Below are 17,421 nucleotides of genomic sequence, written 5' to 3' on the forward strand. Positions count from 1 at the left end.
TGCCATCGTCATCCCCGGCAAGCCCAAAAGATAATCAGTCTTCCTTGCGAATCGTCGCCACGTCGTCGGCGCGCACCCGGACCTTCTTGCCGGCGATGTCTTCGAACTCGTAGAACCCGTCGGACGTGCGGGTATTGGGGGTGTCCTTGGTCAAATACTGGGTTCCGTTCTGCAAGGTCACGACGGTCGGCGTCGAGCAACCGGCCAGCGCCAGGAGCGCTGCGGCAGCCAAAGGCAGGCCCAGAAATCTGATGTTCATATCCATACCTCTCGATCAAAGGACGCGGCTCATCCGGCCGCGCCATCACTGTAATCAACCGCCATTGGTCCCGCTTACTGTAGGAAAGTTCATCGTCTACCACGGGATTTCGCCTTTTAATTGAACGAACCACTCATCCTTTGCAGTTGCCCGAGCCGTCCGTAGCTGGTATCTGTACGCATAACCAGTACTCCAGCATCCGTGGCGCTTCTTCCCGTGACAGCCAACGTTCTCGACGATCCCTTTTACTACCTGAACAATTTCCAGCAGGTGCTTGCCTGGCTGACGCAACGCTATGCCGACGTGCTCAGCCTCGAGGAGCAGCGGTTCATCGACGACTTCACCTCCTTGCCTCGCTCGTCCCAGGGGTTGCTGGTGCGCATGGTGATGCGCAAGGGCTTGCGTTTTCGCCACAGCAAATTGAATTACCTGGAAATCGGCGAAATTGGCGCGGCGGTCGAGCCGCTGCTGGTCCTGGGCTGGGTCCAGGACCAGCAGCCCTTGAACCTTGTCGAACTGTTCGAGGTGCTGCTCAAGCCGGAAATCATCCTGTGTCTCGGCCACCTGATCGAACGCCCCAAGGCAAAAAAGACCGAGTGGCTCCAGGCCTTGGGTGATCGCCTGGACGAAGCACAGTCATTCAATCAATGGTGTCCACAACTGGAAGACCGGTTGTACAGCCTGACGATCATGGAAACCTGCGACCGGCTGCGGCTGATGTTCTTTGGCAACCTCTATCAGGACTGGTCGGAGTTCGTGCTGGCGGACCTGGGTATCTTCACCTATGAAGCCGTGGCGTTCAGCGCCGAATCCCGAGGCTTGCGCAGCCGTCAGGATGTCGATGCCTGTCTGTCCCTGCACGATTGCCAGCAGCGTTTCGAAGCCGGCGAGCCGCTGGAGGACATCGTCGCCCAAGTCAATGCACTGGCCCTGGACAACCCATGGCTGGAGCGGCGCCGGGGCAAGTTGTTGTTCCAGATCGGCCAGCACGCCGAACGCATCGGCGATTTTGCCCAGGCCCTGTGCATCTATCGCGAGTGCACCTACCCCGGCGCACGGTTGCGGATGATTCGCGTGCTGGAGCGCATCGGCGAGTACGCCTTGGCCCTGGAACTGGGGGAAATGGCTGCCCGTGCGCCGGAAAACGCCGCTGAAACCCAGGCATTGCTCAGGGTTCTGCCACGTTTGCAGCGCAAACTGGGCGGGCCGCCGGTGCCCCGTGCCGTGGCCCGCGAGGTGGAGCGGCTGGACCTGTACCTGCCTCGTGTCGATCCGGCCCTGTCGGTGGAGTATCACGTCCAGGCCCATTTGCACGATGAGACCGCCCCGGTGCATTACGTCGAGAACAGCCTGATCAATTCACTGTTCGGCCTGTTGTGCTGGCCGGCTATTTTCGCACCGTTGCCGGGGGCGTTTTTCCATCCGTTCCAGCGCGGTCCGGTGGACCTGCTCAACGAGGATTTCCCTGTCCGCCGCGCCGAGCTGTTCGCGGCCTGCTTCGCGGAACTTGACGACGGGCGCTATCGGGACACCATTGTCCGGCGCTATGCGGAGAAATGGGGCATCCAGTCGCCTTTCGTGTTCTGGGGCGCAGTGTCCGAAGAACTGCTGCATCAGGCACTCGATTGCCTGCCGGCCGAACACCTCAAGCACTGGTTCAATCGGCTGCTGCTGGACATCAAGGCCAACCGTGCCGGCATGCCGGACCTGATCCAGTTCTGGCCGCAGCACAAGGCTTATCGCATGATCGAGGTCAAAGGCCCCGGCGATCGCCTGCAGGACAATCAATTGCGCTGGCTGGCGTTCTGTCACGAGCACCGGATGCCTGTTGCGGTCTGCCATGTGCAATGGATGGAGCAGGGCGCATGACCCCGGAACCGGCCTACAGCATCGCCGTGCGGGCGTTATGCGAGTTCACCGCCAAGACCGGTGACCTGGACCTGCGCTTCACCCCATCGCCCACGGCACTGGAAGGCATCGTTGGCCACCGCACCGTGGCATCCCGGCGCAACGAGACGTATCAGGCCGAGATCAGCCTCGAAGGCCGCTACCGGAGCATGCGGGTCAAGGGACGGGCCGACGGCTACGACCCGGACCGCAACTGTGTCGAGGAGGTGAAGACCTATCGCGGCGATCTGTCCAGGCAGCCGGCCAATCATCGCCAGTTGCACTGGGCCCAGGCGAAGATCTACGGCTGGCTGATGTGCCAGAAGCTGCGCCTGCCGCGCATCGACGTGGCGCTGGTGTATTTCGACATCGTCAGTGAGAAGGAAACCTGCCTGACGCAAGGCTTCGAGGCGACGCAGCTCGAAGCCTTCTTCGAACAGCAGTGTGCGTCGTTCCTGGCCTGGGCCGAACAGGAAATGGCCCATCGGCAGGCGCGCAATGCCGGCGCACAAGCGCTGGCCTTTCCCCACGCCGGCTTCAGGCCGGGACAGCGGCATCTGGCCGAGTCGGTGTTCAAGGCTGTCAGTACCGGGCGCTGCCTGATGGCCCAAGCGCCCACCGGCATCGGCAAGACCGTTGCTACGCTGTTCCCGATGCTCAAGGCACTGGCGCCGCAGCAACTGGACAAGGTGTTCTTTCTCACGGCCAAGACGCCGGGGCGCAAGCTGGCGCTGGATGCGGCGCGAGTGATCGCCCAGAGCGCGCCGTCGATGCCGTTGCGGGTTCTGGAAATGGTCGCCAGGGACAAAGCCTGTGAGCATCCGGACAAGGCCTGCCACGGCGAATCCTGTCCGCTGGCCCGTGGTTTCTATGATCGCCTGCCCGGCGCCCGCGAGGCCGCCAGCAAGGTCCCCTTGCTCGATCAGGCCGCGTTGCGCGAGATTGCGCTGGCCCATGAGGTGTGCCCGTACTACCTCAGCCAGGAAATGGCCCGCTGGGCCGATGTGGTCGTCGCCGACTACAACTATTATTTCGACTTCAGCGCCTTGCTGTTCGCCCTGGCCCAGGCCGATGGCTTGACGGTCGCGACCCTGGTGGACGAGGCCCATAACCTGGTGGAACGAGGGCGACAGATGTACAGCGCGACCCTCGACCAGTCCACGCTGGCCGCGGTGCGCAAAACCGCTCCCGAGCCCCTGAAGAAGTCCTTGCAACGGGTCAGTCGCCAGTGGAACGCCTTGCACGCGCCACAGGTGGCGACTTACCAGGCCTATGAAAAGCCCCCGGAGAAACTGCTCCAGGCGCTGTCCCTGTGCACTACCGCCATCGGTGACTACCTCAACGACCATCCCCAGGGCCTCGACGGCGACCTGCAGGCGTTCTACTTCGAGGCCTTGCAGTTCGGTCGGGTGGCGGAATCGTTCAACGAGCATTTCCTGTTCGACATCCATAAGCGTGAACTCGGTCGCCAGCGCAGCCTGTCCACCTTGTGCCTGCGCAACGTGGTACCGGCCGGTTTCTTGCGGCCAAGGCTCACGGCGGCCCGCAGCAGCGTGCTGTTCTCCGCCACCCTAAGCCCGCGGCATTACTACACCGACCTATTGGGCACGCCGGCGGACACGGTGTGGATCGATGTGGAATCACCGTTCCATGCCGGGCAACTGGACGTTCAGGTCGTCAGTCGGATTTCCACCCGTTTTGCCCACCGCCAGGCGTCGCTGGAGCCGATCGTCGGGTTGATGGCACGCCAGTTCGGCGAGCGTCCCGGCAACTACCTGGCCTTTTTCAGCAGTTTCGATTACTTGCAACAGGTGGCCGGGCTGTTTGCCGAACGGCATCCGGACATCGCCATCTGGAGTCAATCCCGGGGCATGGGCGAGGCGTCCCGGCAGGCCTTTCTCGAGCGGTTCATGGAACACAGCCAGGGCATCGGCTTCGCGGTATTGGGCGGTGCGTTCGGCGAGGGCATCGACTTGCCGGGCTCGCGGCTGATCGGCGCGTTCATCGCCACCCTGGGGCTGGCGCAGTTCAATCCGGTCAACGAACAGATCAAGCAGCGCATGGCCGCGATCTTTGGCGACGGCTACGACTACACCTACCTGTATCCCGGCTTGCAGAAAGTCGTCCAGGCCGCCGGTCGCGTCATCCGCACCCAACAGGACCGGGGGGTGGTGATGTTGATCGACGACCGGTTCGGCGAGGCCCGGGTGCAGCACTTATTGCCGGGTTGGTGGTCTGTCAGTCAAGAACACCCTGCTGAACCTTGTGGGAGCGAGCCTGCTCGCGATTGCGGCGTTTCAGTCACTTAGGGCTGACTGAACGACCGCAATCGCGAGCAGGCTCGCTCCCACAAGGGGATTTGCGTCGATTTCCATTTTTGCTCCCGCCGGTTGATAATTTCCCGAGGCAGGACCTGCTCCATACTTCACAAAGAATCTACACGGATGCCCCGGCCAAAAATGCTTGAGAATAATCAGAAGACTGCCCGCATCAACGAGGAACAGCGTTTTCGGCTGCTGATCGACGCCGTGGTCGACTATGCCATCTACATGACCGACCCTACGGGCATCATCACCAGTTGGAACTCCGGTGCCCGGCGCTTCAAGGGCTATGAAGAGTCGGAGATCCTCGGCCAGCATTTTTCCCGTTTCTACACCGACCAGGACCGCGCCGCCGGCCTGCCGCAACGGGCACTGGACACCGCCCTGCGCGAGGGCCGTTTCGAAGGCGAGGGCTGGCGGGTGCGCAAGGACGGTACACTGTTCTGGTCCCACGTGGTCATCGACCCGATCATCGACAGCCAGAGCGGCGCCTTGCTTGGTTTTGCCAAGATCACCCGCGACCTGACCGATCGCAAGATGGCCGAGGAAACCCTCAAGCAAAGCGAGCAGCAGTTCCGCCTGCTGGTACAGAGCGTCACCGACTACGCCATCTACATGCTCGATCCTGATGGGCAGGTGACCAACTGGAACCAGGGCGCGCAGCGGATCAAGGGGTATCTGCCGGCGGAGGCCATCGGCCGACATTTTTCGATGTTCTACACCCCAGAAGACCGTGAAAATGGCGAGCCACAGCGCGCGCTAAGCGTCGCGGCAAGCGCCGGGCGCTTCGAGAAGAAAGGCTGGCGGGTGCGCAAGGACGGCACACGGTTCATGGCCCACGTGGTCATCGATGCGATCCGCAGCGACACCGGCACGTTGCTGGGATTTGCCAAGATTACCCGCGACATCACCGACGCCACCCAGGCGCAGTTGGCCCTTGAGCAGGCCCGTGAGGCGTTGTTCCAGTCCCAGAAGCTGCAGGCCATCGGTCAGCTCACTGGCGGCATCGCCCATGATTTCAACAACCTGCTCACGGTGATCCTCGGCAACCTGGAGATCGTCCGCAAGCGCATGCCTGTCGACCCGAAAATTGCCCAATTGCTGGACAACGCAACCCAGGGCGCGCTGCGCGGTGTGTCGCTGACCCAACGGATGCTGGCCTTTGCCCGCCGCCAGAAGCTGACGTCCGAATCGGTCGAACTGGCGGCATTGGTGCAGGGTATCAGCGGCCTGTTGCAAAGCTCCATGGGCCCCTCGATCCACATCCAGACCGGTTTCGCCGATGCGTTGTCGCCGGTCCTGGCGGACGTCAACCAGCTGGAGTTGGCCATCCTCAACCTGGCGACCAACGCCCGGGACGCGATGCCCCACGGTGGGCGCATCCTGATTGCGGCCGATGAACGACAGGCGACCGGGGCGCCGGACAGGCCGGTGAAGCCCGGGCGGTACGTCTGCCTGTCGATCACCGATGAAGGCGAGGGCATGGATGAAGCGACGCTGGCCTCGGCCGTGGACCCGTTCTTCACCACCAAGGGTGTCGGCAAGGGCACTGGCCTGGGCTTGTCCATGGTGCATGGCCTGGCCGAACAATTGGGCGGCCGGTTGATCCTCAAGAGCCAGAAGGGCGTCGGCACCACCGCCGAGTTGTGGTTGCCGGTGGCTGATCACTCGGCGCCGGAGACGGTACCGGTCCAGGCGTCTGCGCCGTTGTCGACTCAGCAATTGTTGGTATTGGTGGTCGATGATGACAGTCTGGTGCTGACCAGCACCCGCCTGTTGATCGAAGACCTGGGGCACCGGGTGCTCTGCGCCCCGTCGGGGGCACAGGCGCTGGAATTGTACGAACGCAATCCGGACATCGACCTGGTGATCACCGACATGGCCATGCCGCAGATGGACGGGGCGCAACTGGCGAAGTTGCTGCGAGACCTGCAACCCACTTTGCCGGTCATTCTTGCCACCGGCTACGCCGAGCGGCTGGAAGGCTTCGCCACGCAACTGCCACGGCTGACCAAGCCGTTCAAGCAGATTGACCTGGTGCAGGCCATTGGGCAGACGATGAAGTGATGGTGATCCCCTGTGGTAGAAGAACCTGTGGGAGCAAGGCTTGCCCGCGATACAGACACTGCGGTTTCTGAGAAGACCGCATCAGCTTCATCGCGGGCAAGCCTTGCTCCCACAGATACCCTTGTCACAAAAGCCTACGTTCTCTGACTATCCAGTGGTGTTCTTCCTGAACCCCCGCAGATTCATCGCACACAAGCAGAACTGCAACACAATCAACGCATACGCATCCGAATGCAGCCCCCAGATGACCCACAGAACGTTGCTTGCCATGAAGCAACTGAAGCCCATCACCCGTCGTCGCGGCTGACGTGATCCGATCAGCCAGGCGGCGAGCACTGTCACCACCATCGCCGGCCACTGCACCCATCCAAGATAATCCACACAACTTTCCTCGAAGCCGTCGATGATCTAAAGACCCTCGTAGCGGGACGACGTTTCGTTGAACCTGCGGTCCATTGGCTTGAACTTGCCTGGCGGCGCGATCATCCAACAGATTCGAATCATCACCGAGGGAAAACCCGCGCAATGCCCCGAATCCTGACCAGCCAGAACCCGGAAGAAGAACTGACGGAACACCAGGCCAAGTTGTTCGGCTCCCCCAAGGAGCGACTGGATTTCTATCGTCGGGAGATCCAGTACGAAACCAGTATTCTGGCCAATCGTACCGATGCGTACCTGGCCGCCCAGTCGTTCCTGGTGATCGCTTTCGCCTCCTGCATGGCCAACCTGAACCCGGAGTGGGGCAAGTTGTTCACTTTGATCGTGCCGCCGTTCCTGGCCTTGCTGGGTTTCCTGAGCTCCCTCAACGCCTGGCCGGGCATTCGTGCCGCCTACGAGATCATCGATCACTGGCATTTCAAACAGAGTGAGTTGCTGCGCTCCGAACCGATGATGGGCCTGGTCTATGACGAGTCGCCGCTGTTCAGTGAGCGGGAATCGACCCACAAGGGCTACCGCAAGTCGCTGCTGTTTTCGGTGCGTACGCCGTGGATTTTTGCTGCGTTCTGGGTGTTGCTGGGGGTGTATTCGGTTTATATCCAGGTGACCGACCCCGGGGCCTGAGGCCCACCGATCTAGCCTGATCGCTTATGGCGCTCATACCACGCCAGGGTCGGCTGGGTGCTCAAGCCGTGGACCAGGATGCTCAGGGCCACCACCGAGAGGGTGAGGTTGATACACAGGTTCGCCACCTCGGGTGGCAGGTGATGGTTCAAGGCAAAGAACAGGTAGAACAGACTGCCGATACCGCGTATGCCGAACCAGCCGATCAGCAATCGTTGCGAGCGGTCCAGCAAGCGCCCCCAGGGCATCGCCAGCACACACAAGGGGCGAATGACGGCGAACAGCAGGGCGCCGATGGTCAGGGCCCGCCAGTCCCAGTGATTGGCCAGCACTACCCCGAGCAGGGTCACCAGAAACACTTCCATGGCGCGCTCCACCAGGCTGCCGAACGCGAGCATGTCGCCCATCATCACCCCGGCGGCCACCTGGCCGTCTTCCAGCGCCTCGGTGTCCCCCAGCACCGCTTGCCGAGGGGCAACAGTTTCGTGCCCCACCACCGGTTGCACCAGGTGTTCAGCCGGCGGCGAGTCCTGGTCGGTAGAGGCCACCTCGGCCTGGCGCAACCCCAATCCGGCGGCGAACACCGAGAGAAAACCATAGCCCTGGACCGATTCGGCGGCGACATAGGCCAGCGCGATCAACGCCAGGGCCAGGTAATCGTTGGGCGACAGGGTGCTGTCGGCATTCCGGATGCGCATCGACAAGGTCAGGCGACCAATGCCGCGGCCCATTGTGTAGCCGATCAGCAAGCCTGCCGGTACAGCCCACAGCACATTGCGCAAGGCCCACTCGGTGAGGAAACCGCCATCGCCGTCACGCAGCATCAGCAGGCCAAGGATCACGAACGGAAACGCCGTGCCGTCGTTCAACCCGGCCTCGCCGGACAGCCCGAAACGCACCCGATCGTCATCCCGGGCATCGTTGACCTGCACCAGCGCCGCCAGCACCGGGTCGGTCGGGGCCAACATCGCGCCGATCAGCAACGACACACCCCAACCGAGACCGAACAGATAATGCAGCGCCAGGCACAGGCCGGCGATGCTCAGGATCATTACCGGCCCGGCCAACCCGTAGGCCACGCGCCAGGTGCGGTCCTTGAAGGGCAGGCGCAATTTGAGGCCGCTGACGAACAGTGAAAACACCACGGCGATTTCAGTGAGGTGTTCCATCCAGGTCGTGGAGTCGCTGACGTCCAGCTTCAACAACCCCAGCCCGACCGGACCAATGGCGACGCCCAGTGCCAGGCACATCGCCGAAGTGGTCACCGGCATCCAGCGCAGGTAGGAAGAGGTCAGGGCCAGAGTCAGCAATACGGCACCGAGCACCGCAACCCACGCTGTGAAAATCATTGGTGCTCCTTGGATAACCGCAACGCTCAACTGTTGGCCTCGCCCTTGTGGCGAGGGGATTTATCCCCGCTGGGGCGCGAAGCGACCCTAAACCAGTCAACTCAATCTGCTGGTACACCGCAGTGGCAGGTTTTAGGACTGCTTCGCAGCCCAGCGGGGCGGTGCGACGTTTCGCTAAATTCCCTCGCCACAAGGGTTGGCACTTACCCCCGGTTCTTCCATTCGAGAGCTCGAACGAAGCGAGGGTTCCCATCACAACCGCATCGCCCCGTTTATCCGGCTGCATTTCAATTCGAGGGAATTTTTCGCCGCGTCCAGGGCTCTGCTCTGGAAGAGACGTGCTGATTCAGCGTCCTGCCAAGCACCCATGAGGCCCTTATGACTGCGCTGACTTCCCTTCACCGGCCCGCCACCGGGCGGCCGTTTACAGATCCGTTCACCGCCGCCGGGAACGTTCGCCAATGCTACGAGCGGCTGCTCCAGGGCCCGGACGATGCCGACCGGCAAGCCGTGGCCCAGGCCTATCTCCAGTCATGCCTGGAGAAGACCGAGGCGCTGCCCCAGGAAATGCCCGACGACCCCATGGCCTTGCAAGCCTGGGTCGAGCAACACAGTGCCGGCGTGGCCCGGCAATACGGTGATTACCTGGAACGACGCAAGCACGGAGGCGCACGGGAGTTTTTCACCAGCAAGGCCCACGCCTTGTACTTCCTCCAGGCCGTCGCACCGACCAAGCTGGTGGACGGTGCCTGGCTGTATGGCGTGCTCAAGCACTGGCACGATCACCGCTTCGAAGGATTGCTGTCTACCTACCTGGAGGAGTTGGGCGACGGCGTCCCGGCGCTGAACCATGTGGTGATCTACCGCAAGCTGCTTGCCGAACACAGCTTGGCGGATACCCCGGACATCGACGACGAGCGTTACCTGCAAGGCGCGGTGCAACTTGCCCTGGGGTACGCCGGCGATGAATACCTGCCGGAAGTCATCGGCTACAACCTGGGCTACGAGCAACTGCCCCTGCATCTGCTGATCAGTGCCTATGAGCTGAGCGAACTGGACATCGATCCGTATTACTTCACCCTCCACGTGACCATCGACAACGCCAGTACCGGCCACGCCCACAAAGCCGTGCAATCGCTGTTGCAACTGATGCCGATGGAAGCCGACCGCGAAGCCTTCTGGCGTCGGGTGACCCTGGGTTATCGCCTCAATGACCTGGGCCAGGGCAGCCGGGCGATCATCGAGTCGTTCGACCTGTATCGCGAAGTATTGGACATGCTCGAACGCAAACGCCCGTTCGGCCAGCACATGCACTCCGACTACTGCAAGTTCGAGGGCAAGACTGTCAACCAGTGGCTGGCGGCGCCGGGTCAACTGGAAGGCTTCCTCGACGCGCTGCAAGGCAAAGGCTGGATCCGGCGTCATGAGGACCCGCAAAACAGTCGGTTCTGGACCCTGATCGAAGGGGCCGGCGCGGCGATGTTCGGGGTGTTCAGCCCCTACGAAAAGCAGCTATTGCACGATTGGATCGCCGGTGACTGGCTGGAAAAGAGCACTCGTTCGACGCCCCGGCGCAACCATGGCGCCGCCGGCGAGTTACCCGCGCCGGCGGAAGATCCCGACGTGCAAAGCCTGCAGCAGGCGCTGCGTGGCCAGACGCCCGATGAGCAGATGCAGACCTTGATGCCCTGGCTCTCGGCTCGCTGCCACAGCCATCCGGCCGGGTTGCTGGCGACCCGTCGGTTCATCGAACTCAAATCCGTACTTCGCTAGGAGCCCTGCATGAATCAGGAAGAACGCCTGTCCGAACCCGACCTGGCGCTGTTGCAGCTGGGCCGTCGGTTACAAGCCGACGGTTATCGCTTCATCACGCCAACGCCGCTGACCCATGAACGGGTCAACCAGCGGCCCGGAAACGAGCGTTCCAGGACATTGCGCGACGTGTTCGGTTGGTCGCGGCCATTTGCGCCGGGGCTGATTTCCGCCGACGAGCAGCGTCAACTGCAAGAAGCCGAGGTGCTGGAAGAGCGCCAGGGTCTGCTTCACAGCCGGGTGCGCTGGTCGAGCCTGGACGGCTTGCTGTTTGCCCATTCGGCATTCCCTACCCAGTCCAGTGATGCGGTATTTTTCGGGCCGGACAGCTACCGCTTCGCGCAACTGATCCATACCCATCTGCAACAAAACTTCACGGCGGTGCATCGGGCCGTGGACATTGGCTGCGGCGCCGGTGTCGGGGCGATCGTGATTGCCCGGGCCCGTCGCGAGGCCCAGGTGCTGGCTCTGGACATCAACCCGCTGGCCCTGCGCCTGAGCGCGGTCAACGCCGCGTTGGCCGAGGTGGGCAATCTCGAGATCGCCCACAGCGACCTGCTGCAGAACGTGGACGGCCAATTCGACCTGATCGTCGCCAACCCGCCGTACATGGCCGATCCGGCGGAGCGTGCCTATCGTGACGGTGGTGGCGCCCTCGGCGCCGGGCTGTCGTTGCGGATTGTCGAGCAGGCGTTGCCCCGTCTTACGCCGGGCGGCTCGCTGGTGCTCTACACCGGTGTGGCGATGGTCGATGGTCGCGATCCGTTCCTGGAGGCGTTGGGAACGTGGCGCGATTCGCCGGATTTTGGCTGGACCTACAAGGAACTCGACCCGGACGTCTTTGGTGAAGAACTGCTGACGCCGGGTTATCGGGACGTGGAAAGGATCGCCGTGGTGGCGTTGGTGGTAACCCGCATCGGCGCGGGAATCGGAGGGATTGTCGATGAACAGGCGTCTGAAGTTCGGCATTGAAGAAGAATATTTCATCACCGACTTGCAAACCCGCTGTATGCCCGGTCAACCGTCCGAGGCCGCGGTGGCCGAATGCCGGATCGAGCTGGGCAAGCATTTCGCCCATGAAATGTTCCAGAGCCAGGTCGAGGTGGCGTCGCCCATCTTTCGCAGCCTGCCCGAAGCCGCCGACTACCTGACCGAGGTGCGCGCCGGGCTGACCCGACGTTTGGCGCCTCATGGCCTGGGGCTGCTCAGCGCCGGCTCTCACCCCATGGCGACCCAGAGTTTGCAGCCCACCGATGAGTTGCATTTCCAGCAACTGTTCGACGACTACCAGCGGGTGGCCCGGCGCAGTGTGCTGTCGGGTCTGCATGTGCACGTTGAGGTCCCGGCCGACCGGGATCGGATACGGGTGATGAACGAGGTCTTGCCCTGGCTGCCGATGTTTCTCGCGCTGAGTGCTTCCTCACCGTTCTGGAACGGCGCGTATAGCGGCTTCAGCAGCTATCGCCAGGTCGCCTGCGATGAGTGGCCGCGCATGGGCGTCCCGGAGTTTTTCGAAGACGAAACGGCGTTTGCCGAATACGTCTACTTACTCATGCGCACCGGCTCGATTCGCCAGGCCAGCGATTGCTGGTGGGTCATTCGACCTTCCTCGCATTTCCCCACCCTGGAAATGCGCATCTGCGATGCCTGTCCACGGATCGATGATGTCCTTTGCCTGGTCTCGCTGTTTCGCCTGATGGTGGCCCACGCCATTGCCCAACCCAAGCCCGGGGCGCGCTACAGCCAGACGTCCCAGTGGATCCTCAAGGAAAACCGCTGGCGGGCCAAGCGCCACGGGATCCTGGCGGAATTCATTATCGAGGGGCAGGAGCAGCCGATGCTCATCGGTGAATGGCTGACCCTGGCCGAACAGACCTTTGGTGAAACGGCCGCGGCCCTCGGGGTCAGCGACGTGTTCAAGCAGGCGCGGCGGATCGTGCAGGAAGGCACCAGTGCCGACCGGCAAGTGGTCCTCTACGAGCAAGGGTTGCTGCTGGGGGATACGCCTGTCCAGGCCCTGGGCCGGGTCGTCGATCAACTGGTATCGGAAACGGCCGGGCTGCCCGTGGCCGGTCCGACGCTACAGCAAGCGGCAGGTGGCCGATGACCAGCAAGAACCTCGATGACTACAACCGCATGCGTGATTTCGCCGCCACCCCGGAGCCGGCGGCGAAGCGCTCGCGCACATCGAAGAAAACCGCCCACGCCTTGCAGTTCTGCATTCAGAAACACGATGCCTCGCGGCTGCATTATGACTTTCGCCTGGAACTGGACGGCGCCCTGAAGAGCTGGGCGGTGCCCAAGGGACCGAGCCTGGACCCCAAATCCAAGCGCCTTGCGGTGCATGTCGAAGACCATCCGTTGGATTACGCGACGTTCGAGGGCAGCATTCCCGAAGGTCATTACGGCGCCGGCGATGTCATCGTCTGGGATCGAGGCGTGTGGATTCCCCAGGACGATCCCCATGAGTCCTACGAAAAGGGCCGGCTCAAGTTCGAGCTGCAAGGCGAGAAGCTGGCCGGCTTGTGGAATCTGGTCCGTACCCACATGCCGGGCAAGCAGGAACAATGGTTTCTGATCAAGCACCAGGACGACGCCGCCCGGCCCGAAAGTGAGTACGACGTGGTTCAGGCAGAGCCGGACAGCGTGCTCAGCGACCGCACCATTGTCCCCAAGCGCCGTGGCAAAGCCGCCGCCAAAGCGGTGAAACAGCCGGATAAAACCGCCAAACCCAGGTCATCGAAAAAACCTTCAAAAAACACCCTCAGCGGCGCGGTGGCCGGGCCGATTCCCGAGACGCTCAAGCCGGAGCTGGCGACCCTGGTGGAAAGCGCCCCCGACGGCGAATGGCTTTACGAAATCAAATTCGATGGCTATCGGGTCATGGCCCGCATCGAAAACGGTGATGTACGCCTGATCACCCGCAACGGCCACGACTGGACCCACAAGTTGCCCAGCCAGGCCGAGGCCCTCGCCGGGCTCGGACTTGAGTCGGCCTGGCTGGACGGGGAAATGGTGGTGGCCAACGAACAGGGCGTGCCGGATTTCCAGGCCCTGCAAAACGCCTTCGACGCCGGCAGCAGCGGCAAGATCGCCTATTACCTGTTCGACCTGCCGTATCTCAATGGCATGGACCTGCGCAAAGTGCCGGTGGAGCAGCGCCGGGCTGCGCTGGCGGCGGTGCTGGAGGGCAACGAGGATCCGTTGTTGCGTTTCTCCGATGCCTTCGCGGAGACCCCTGAGGCGTTGCTCAACAGCGCCTGCCAGATGAAGATGGAAGGGCTGATCGGCAAGCGCGCAGGCAGTGCCTATGTGTCCCGGCGCAGCAGCGACTGGATCAAGCTCAAATGCAAGAACCGCCAGGAATTCGTGGTGGTCGGTTTCAGCGAGCCCAAGGGTGCCCGCAGTGCTTTCGGCGCGTTGCTGCTGGGGCTGCATGACGCCGACAGCGGCGAACTGCGCTATGCCGGCAAGGTCGGCACCGGGTTCAACGAAACCACCCTCAAGAGCATCCACCAGCAGCTGCTGCCCCTGGAGACGAAAAAAGCGGCCGTGGTCAATCCACCCACCGGCTACGAAGCCAAGGGCGTGCACTGGCTCAAACCGACGCTACTGGCCGAAGTGGCGTATGCCGAGATGACCAAGGAAGGTTCGGTGCGCCATGCGGTGTTCCATGGTTTGCGCAGCGATAAACCGGCCAAGGAAATTACCCAGGAGCGCCCGAAAGCCGTGGACAAGCCAGCAGAAGTCGCAAAAAAAACGGCCAAGTCCACGACGAAAGCCAAGGGCAAAGCAACACAGGCCCCGGCGATGGACGGCAAGGTGCGGATCACTCACCCCGAGCGGGTCATCGACGCCACCAGCGGCACCACCAAACTGCAACTGGCCGAGTATTACGCCAGCGTCGCCGAGTTCATTCTGCCGGAGCTGGCCGAGCGTCCGGTGGCGCTGGTGCGGGCGCCGGACGGGATCGCCGGCGAGCTGTTCTTCCAGAAGAATTCCGAGCGCCTGGCGATTCCCGGGATTACCAGCCTGGACAAGGCCCTGACCGGGCAGCCGGTGATGATCATCAATAACGCCGAGGCGCTGATCGGCGCGGTGCAGATGAGCACGGTGGAGTTGCACACCTGGAACGCCACCGCCGTCGACCTGGACAAGCCGGATCGTTTCGTCCTCGACCTTGATCCGGACCCGGCGTTGCCGTGGAAAAGCATGGTGGAGGCGACCCAGCTGACGTTATCGGTGCTCGATGAACTGGGCCTCAAGGCATTTCTCAAGACCAGCGGCGGCAAGGGCATCCATGTGGTGGTGCCGCTGACGCGCAAACTCGGCTGGGACGAGGTCAAGGGATTCAGCCATGCCATTGTCAGCCACATGGCGAAGCTGCTGCCGGATCGCTTCTCCGCGGTGTCCGGGCCGAAGAACCGCGTCGGACGGATCTTCATCGACTACCTGCGCAACGGCCTCGGCGCCACCACTATCTGCGCCTACGCCGTCCGCACCCGGGAAGGGTTGCCGGTGTCGGTGCCGATCTTTCGGGAGGAGGTGGCGGAGCTCAAAGGGGCAAATCTGTGGAATGTGCACAACGTCCACGAGCGCCTGGCGGAGGTGGGTCACGAACCCTGGGCCGACCTGAAGAAAACCCGCCAGAGCATCACGGCCGACATGCGTCGGCGGATCGGGATGAAGAAAACCGATAAATGAACTGGGGATAGGGGATCGGGCTTCTGTGGCGAGGGGATTTATCCCCGCTGGGCTGCGCAGCGGCCCTAGAATCTTAGGGCCGCTTCGCGCCCCAGCGGGGATAAATCCCCTCGCCACAGAAGCGTCCGGCGCAGGATCCCATCGGCTGATCAACCCACCGGAAACCGCAGGTATTCCGGCTGCAACACGTTGAACCACAGCAGAATCATCTCCACCAGCATGGTCACCAATACCAGCAACCCAACCCCCCAGACACTCGCCGAATACAACAGCCCCTGTTCTTTCTTGACGCTCATGAACTTGGGCAGGCCGATAAACAGCAGGTAGGTCGAATAAGCCGAAGCGACGAGCAATACGGCCACCGCCAGCCAGCGGCTGGGGTAAAGCCCGGAAAGCCCGGCCAGGAAGTACGGTGTGGCGGTATAGGCGGCAAAGCCGATGCACTGGTTGACGGTCGGGCGTGCCTCGAAGGTGCGGGACATCCAGCGAATGAATAAACCCATGAGCGCCACGCCGGCGACGATGGTCAGGTACAGCAGGACGCACAGTTGCAGTGCGCTGGCGGCAGTGAGCCGTACCGTTTCGTTCTCGGCCAGGCTCCAACCGGTCCAGGTGGTGCCGATGAACAGGCACACCGCCGGAATCAGGGCCAGCAACAGCAAGTGGCCGAGGTAATGGCGCGGGTGGGCCTGTTCTTCTTCGCGGATGTCCTGCCAGGCGAATTCGGGATGTGTGAACAGTTTGACGAAAGGTGCGGACATGACGACCTCCTGATCAAGTCAGCCTCAGCGTGAGGCCCTTATGGGTTTGAGGCGCAGGATTGGAGGACGGTTTCATTTATTTGTCGCGGCGCGCCGGGAAGCGATTGGAGGGAATGAATCCAAGCGGCAGGGGTCAACCCATCAGCATCCCGGAAGGACTTCGCACCATGACTGTCGCCCGTACCCTGGTTGATTACCTGCGAGACCATGACTTGCGCCTGACCACGGCTGAATCCTGTACCGCTGGCCAGATCGTTACGCTGCTGGCCGAAGTGCCGGGCAGCGGTTCACTGATCGAAAGCGGTTACGTAGTGTATTCCCCCGAGGCGAAACAACGGTTGCTGGGCGTGAACCCGCGAACCATTGACACCTTCAACCTCACCAGCCGCGAAGTGGCGGAGGAGATGGCCCTCGGCGCCTTGCACGATGCCAATGCCAACGTGGCAGTGGCGACCACAGGGATCCTCGGGCCGGACGACATGGACGGCATTCCCGCCGGCACCGTGTGCTTTGCCTGGGCCTTCCAGCTCAATGGCAAGCGGGCGCTGTTCAGTCGCCAGGAGCGCTTTTTCGGGGCGCGCGGGCAGGTGCAGTTGTGGGCCGCCGAGCATGCGCTCCTGCAACTGCGGCACTTTCATCAGCGAGCCCTGGCGGGTGAGTACCGATAGGACGGCCTCATGAGCAACCACACCGAGCCGGAAGACTTCCGCAGCCGCGAGTTTCCAGTCCGTGAAGACATGGCGTATCAGCTCAAGGTCTGGCGGTTCGAGCGGGTCGGCTGGTATGGGCTGGTGCTGTTGGTGATCCTGACTTTGCTGGGTCTGTTTTCCCGTGGTCCGTTGAGCTCCCGTGAGGTGCAGAGCCCCGATGGTCGGCTGGGGATCAAGTACGAGTTGTTTCATCGCAATGGTTCCACCAACGCCATGATCCTTCATCTCAAGGGGCCGCCCGATGCGGTGCTGGAGGTGGAGTTGGGCGGCGACTGGCTGGAGGGCTTCGACGTGCAGGCGCTGCAGCCCCAGCCCGTGCGTTCGGCGAGCGTGGGGCAGGGGATGAAGATGTGGGTCCAGGCGGATGCCGAGGGTACGGCGAGCCTGTATCTCTCACTGGTCAGCACCGGGCTGGGGACTTATCACAGCCGTGTCGCCATGCCCGGCAGCGCGGTCAGTTTCGATCAATTCATATTTCCTTAGGTGACC

The 17,421-nt window shown here is 62.4% G+C and carries 14 protein-coding genes; 10 read left to right on the forward strand and 4 right to left on the reverse strand.

Annotation, left to right across the window (positions count from 1 at the left end; genetic code table 11):
- Positions 1 to 34: 34 nt before the first annotated feature.
- Positions 35 to 259: a YgdI/YgdR family lipoprotein gene (locus LOY35_RS13910; protein WP_139645640.1), complete on the reverse strand. Its 225-nt coding sequence runs from the start codon at positions 257 to 259 to the stop codon at positions 35 to 37.
- A 216-nt stretch (positions 260 to 475) separates the two neighbouring features.
- On the opposite strand from LOY35_RS13910, the gene LOY35_RS13915 reads away from it, so the two are divergent.
- From LOY35_RS13915 to LOY35_RS13925, 3 genes are all read left to right on the forward strand, one after another.
- The gene (locus tag LOY35_RS13915) at positions 476 to 2,128 is read left to right on the forward strand and encodes a VRR-NUC domain-containing protein (RefSeq protein ID WP_258633368.1); all 1,653 of its coding nucleotides are present in this window, start codon (positions 476 to 478) and stop codon (positions 2,126 to 2,128) included.
- Complete coding sequence (locus tag LOY35_RS13920; RefSeq protein ID WP_258633370.1) at positions 2,125 to 4,455, forward strand: ATP-dependent DNA helicase; 2,331 nt, start codon at positions 2,125 to 2,127, stop codon at positions 4,453 to 4,455. The genes LOY35_RS13915 and LOY35_RS13920 overlap by 4 nt, the downstream gene beginning before the upstream one ends.
- A 150-nt stretch (positions 4,456 to 4,605) precedes the next feature.
- Positions 4,606 to 6,534: a PAS domain-containing sensor histidine kinase gene (locus LOY35_RS13925; protein ID WP_258633371.1), complete on the forward strand. Its 1,929-nt coding sequence runs from the start codon at positions 4,606 to 4,608 to the stop codon at positions 6,532 to 6,534.
- A 147-nt stretch (positions 6,535 to 6,681) separates the two neighbouring features.
- On the opposite strand, the gene LOY35_RS13930 is transcribed toward LOY35_RS13925, so the two are convergent.
- Positions 6,682 to 6,915, reverse strand: a complete 234-nt coding sequence (locus LOY35_RS13930; RefSeq protein ID WP_258633373.1) for a hypothetical protein — start codon at positions 6,913 to 6,915, stop codon at positions 6,682 to 6,684.
- A 144-nt stretch (positions 6,916 to 7,059) separates the two neighbouring features.
- Here LOY35_RS13930 and LOY35_RS13935 point away from each other — a divergent pair, with 144 nt between their 5' ends.
- Positions 7,060 to 7,596, forward strand: coding sequence for a hypothetical protein (locus LOY35_RS13935; RefSeq protein ID WP_258633375.1), 537 nt, complete (start codon positions 7,060 to 7,062; stop codon positions 7,594 to 7,596).
- An 11-nt stretch (positions 7,597 to 7,607) separates the two neighbouring features.
- Here LOY35_RS13935 and LOY35_RS13940 read toward each other — a convergent pair whose 3' ends face one another.
- On the reverse strand, positions 7,608 to 8,945 hold the full coding sequence (locus LOY35_RS13940) for a sodium:proton antiporter (RefSeq protein ID WP_258633376.1): 1,338 nt from the start codon (positions 8,943 to 8,945) through the stop codon (positions 7,608 to 7,610).
- Between the two features lie 378 nt (positions 8,946 to 9,323).
- Between LOY35_RS13940 and LOY35_RS13945 the strand changes: the two genes are divergently transcribed.
- From LOY35_RS13945 to ligD, 4 genes are read left to right on the forward strand one after another with little or no spacing between them, the layout of a single operon-like run.
- Positions 9,324 to 10,718: an iron-containing redox enzyme family protein gene (locus LOY35_RS13945; protein ID WP_258633379.1), complete on the forward strand. Its 1,395-nt coding sequence runs from the start codon at positions 9,324 to 9,326 to the stop codon at positions 10,716 to 10,718.
- Positions 10,719 to 10,727: 9 nt separating this feature from the next.
- Positions 10,728 to 11,729, forward strand: coding sequence for a class I SAM-dependent methyltransferase (locus tag LOY35_RS13950; RefSeq protein ID WP_258633381.1), 1,002 nt, complete (start codon positions 10,728 to 10,730; stop codon positions 11,727 to 11,729).
- Positions 11,701 to 12,864 carry a carboxylate-amine ligase gene (locus LOY35_RS13955; protein WP_258633384.1) on the forward strand — a complete coding sequence of 388 codons (1,164 nt, stop codon included), beginning with the start codon at positions 11,701 to 11,703 and terminating at the stop codon, positions 12,862 to 12,864. Before LOY35_RS13950 ends, LOY35_RS13955 begins: the two co-directional genes overlap by 29 nt.
- A complete protein-coding gene (gene ligD, locus LOY35_RS13960) occupies positions 12,861 to 15,461 on the forward strand; it encodes a DNA ligase D (protein ID WP_258633387.1) in 2,601 nt (866 codons plus the stop codon). Before LOY35_RS13955 ends, ligD begins: the two co-directional genes overlap by 4 nt.
- A 149-nt stretch (positions 15,462 to 15,610) precedes the next feature.
- On the opposite strand, the gene LOY35_RS13965 is transcribed toward ligD, so the two are convergent.
- Entirely contained in the window at positions 15,611 to 16,222 is a 612-nt protein-coding gene (locus LOY35_RS13965) for a Yip1 family protein (RefSeq protein WP_258633389.1), read from the reverse strand.
- A gap of 167 nt (positions 16,223 to 16,389) precedes the next feature.
- Between LOY35_RS13965 and LOY35_RS13970 the strand changes: the two genes are divergently transcribed.
- Both LOY35_RS13970 and LOY35_RS13975 read left to right on the forward strand, forming a co-directional pair.
- Complete coding sequence (locus LOY35_RS13970; RefSeq protein ID WP_258633391.1) at positions 16,390 to 16,890, forward strand: CinA family protein; 501 nt, start codon at positions 16,390 to 16,392, stop codon at positions 16,888 to 16,890.
- A gap of 9 nt (positions 16,891 to 16,899) precedes the next feature.
- Positions 16,900 to 17,415, forward strand: a complete 516-nt coding sequence (locus LOY35_RS13975; RefSeq protein WP_258633393.1) for a hypothetical protein — start codon at positions 16,900 to 16,902, stop codon at positions 17,413 to 17,415.
- Positions 17,416 to 17,421: the final 6 nt, after the last annotated feature.

Source organism: Pseudomonas sp. B21-028 (assembly GCF_024749045.1).
GTDB lineage: Bacteria > Pseudomonadota > Gammaproteobacteria > Pseudomonadales > Pseudomonadaceae > Aquipseudomonas.

Bases quoted from the DNA above. Each gene is read 5' to 3' on its own strand.
- LOY35_RS13950 (WP_258633381.1), top strand. From the start codon at position 10,728: ATGAATCAGGAAGAACGCCTGTCCGAACCCGACCTGGCGCTGTTGCAG.
- ligD (WP_258633387.1), top strand. From the start codon at position 12,861: ATGACCAGCAAGAACCTCGATGACTACAACCGCATGCGTGATTTCGCC.
- LOY35_RS13920 (WP_258633370.1), top strand. From the start codon at position 2,125: ATGACCCCGGAACCGGCCTACAGCATCGCCGTGCGGGCGTTATGCGAG.
- LOY35_RS13970 (WP_258633391.1), top strand. From the start codon at position 16,390: ATGACTGTCGCCCGTACCCTGGTTGATTACCTGCGAGACCATGACTTG.
- LOY35_RS13925 (WP_258633371.1), top strand. From the start codon at position 4,606: ATGCTTGAGAATAATCAGAAGACTGCCCGCATCAACGAGGAACAGCGT.
- LOY35_RS13940 (WP_258633376.1), bottom strand. From the start codon at position 8,945: ATGATTTTCACAGCGTGGGTTGCGGTGCTCGGTGCCGTATTGCTGACT.
- LOY35_RS13955 (WP_258633384.1), top strand. From the start codon at position 11,701: ATGAACAGGCGTCTGAAGTTCGGCATTGAAGAAGAATATTTCATCACC.
- LOY35_RS13975 (WP_258633393.1), top strand. From the start codon at position 16,900: ATGAGCAACCACACCGAGCCGGAAGACTTCCGCAGCCGCGAGTTTCCA.
- LOY35_RS13945 (WP_258633379.1), top strand. From the start codon at position 9,324: ATGACTGCGCTGACTTCCCTTCACCGGCCCGCCACCGGGCGGCCGTTT.
- LOY35_RS13965 (WP_258633389.1), bottom strand. From the start codon at position 16,222: ATGTCCGCACCTTTCGTCAAACTGTTCACACATCCCGAATTCGCCTGG.
- LOY35_RS13935 (WP_258633375.1), top strand. From the start codon at position 7,060: ATGCCCCGAATCCTGACCAGCCAGAACCCGGAAGAAGAACTGACGGAA.
- LOY35_RS13910 (WP_139645640.1), bottom strand. From the start codon at position 259: ATGAACATCAGATTTCTGGGCCTGCCTTTGGCTGCCGCAGCGCTCCTG.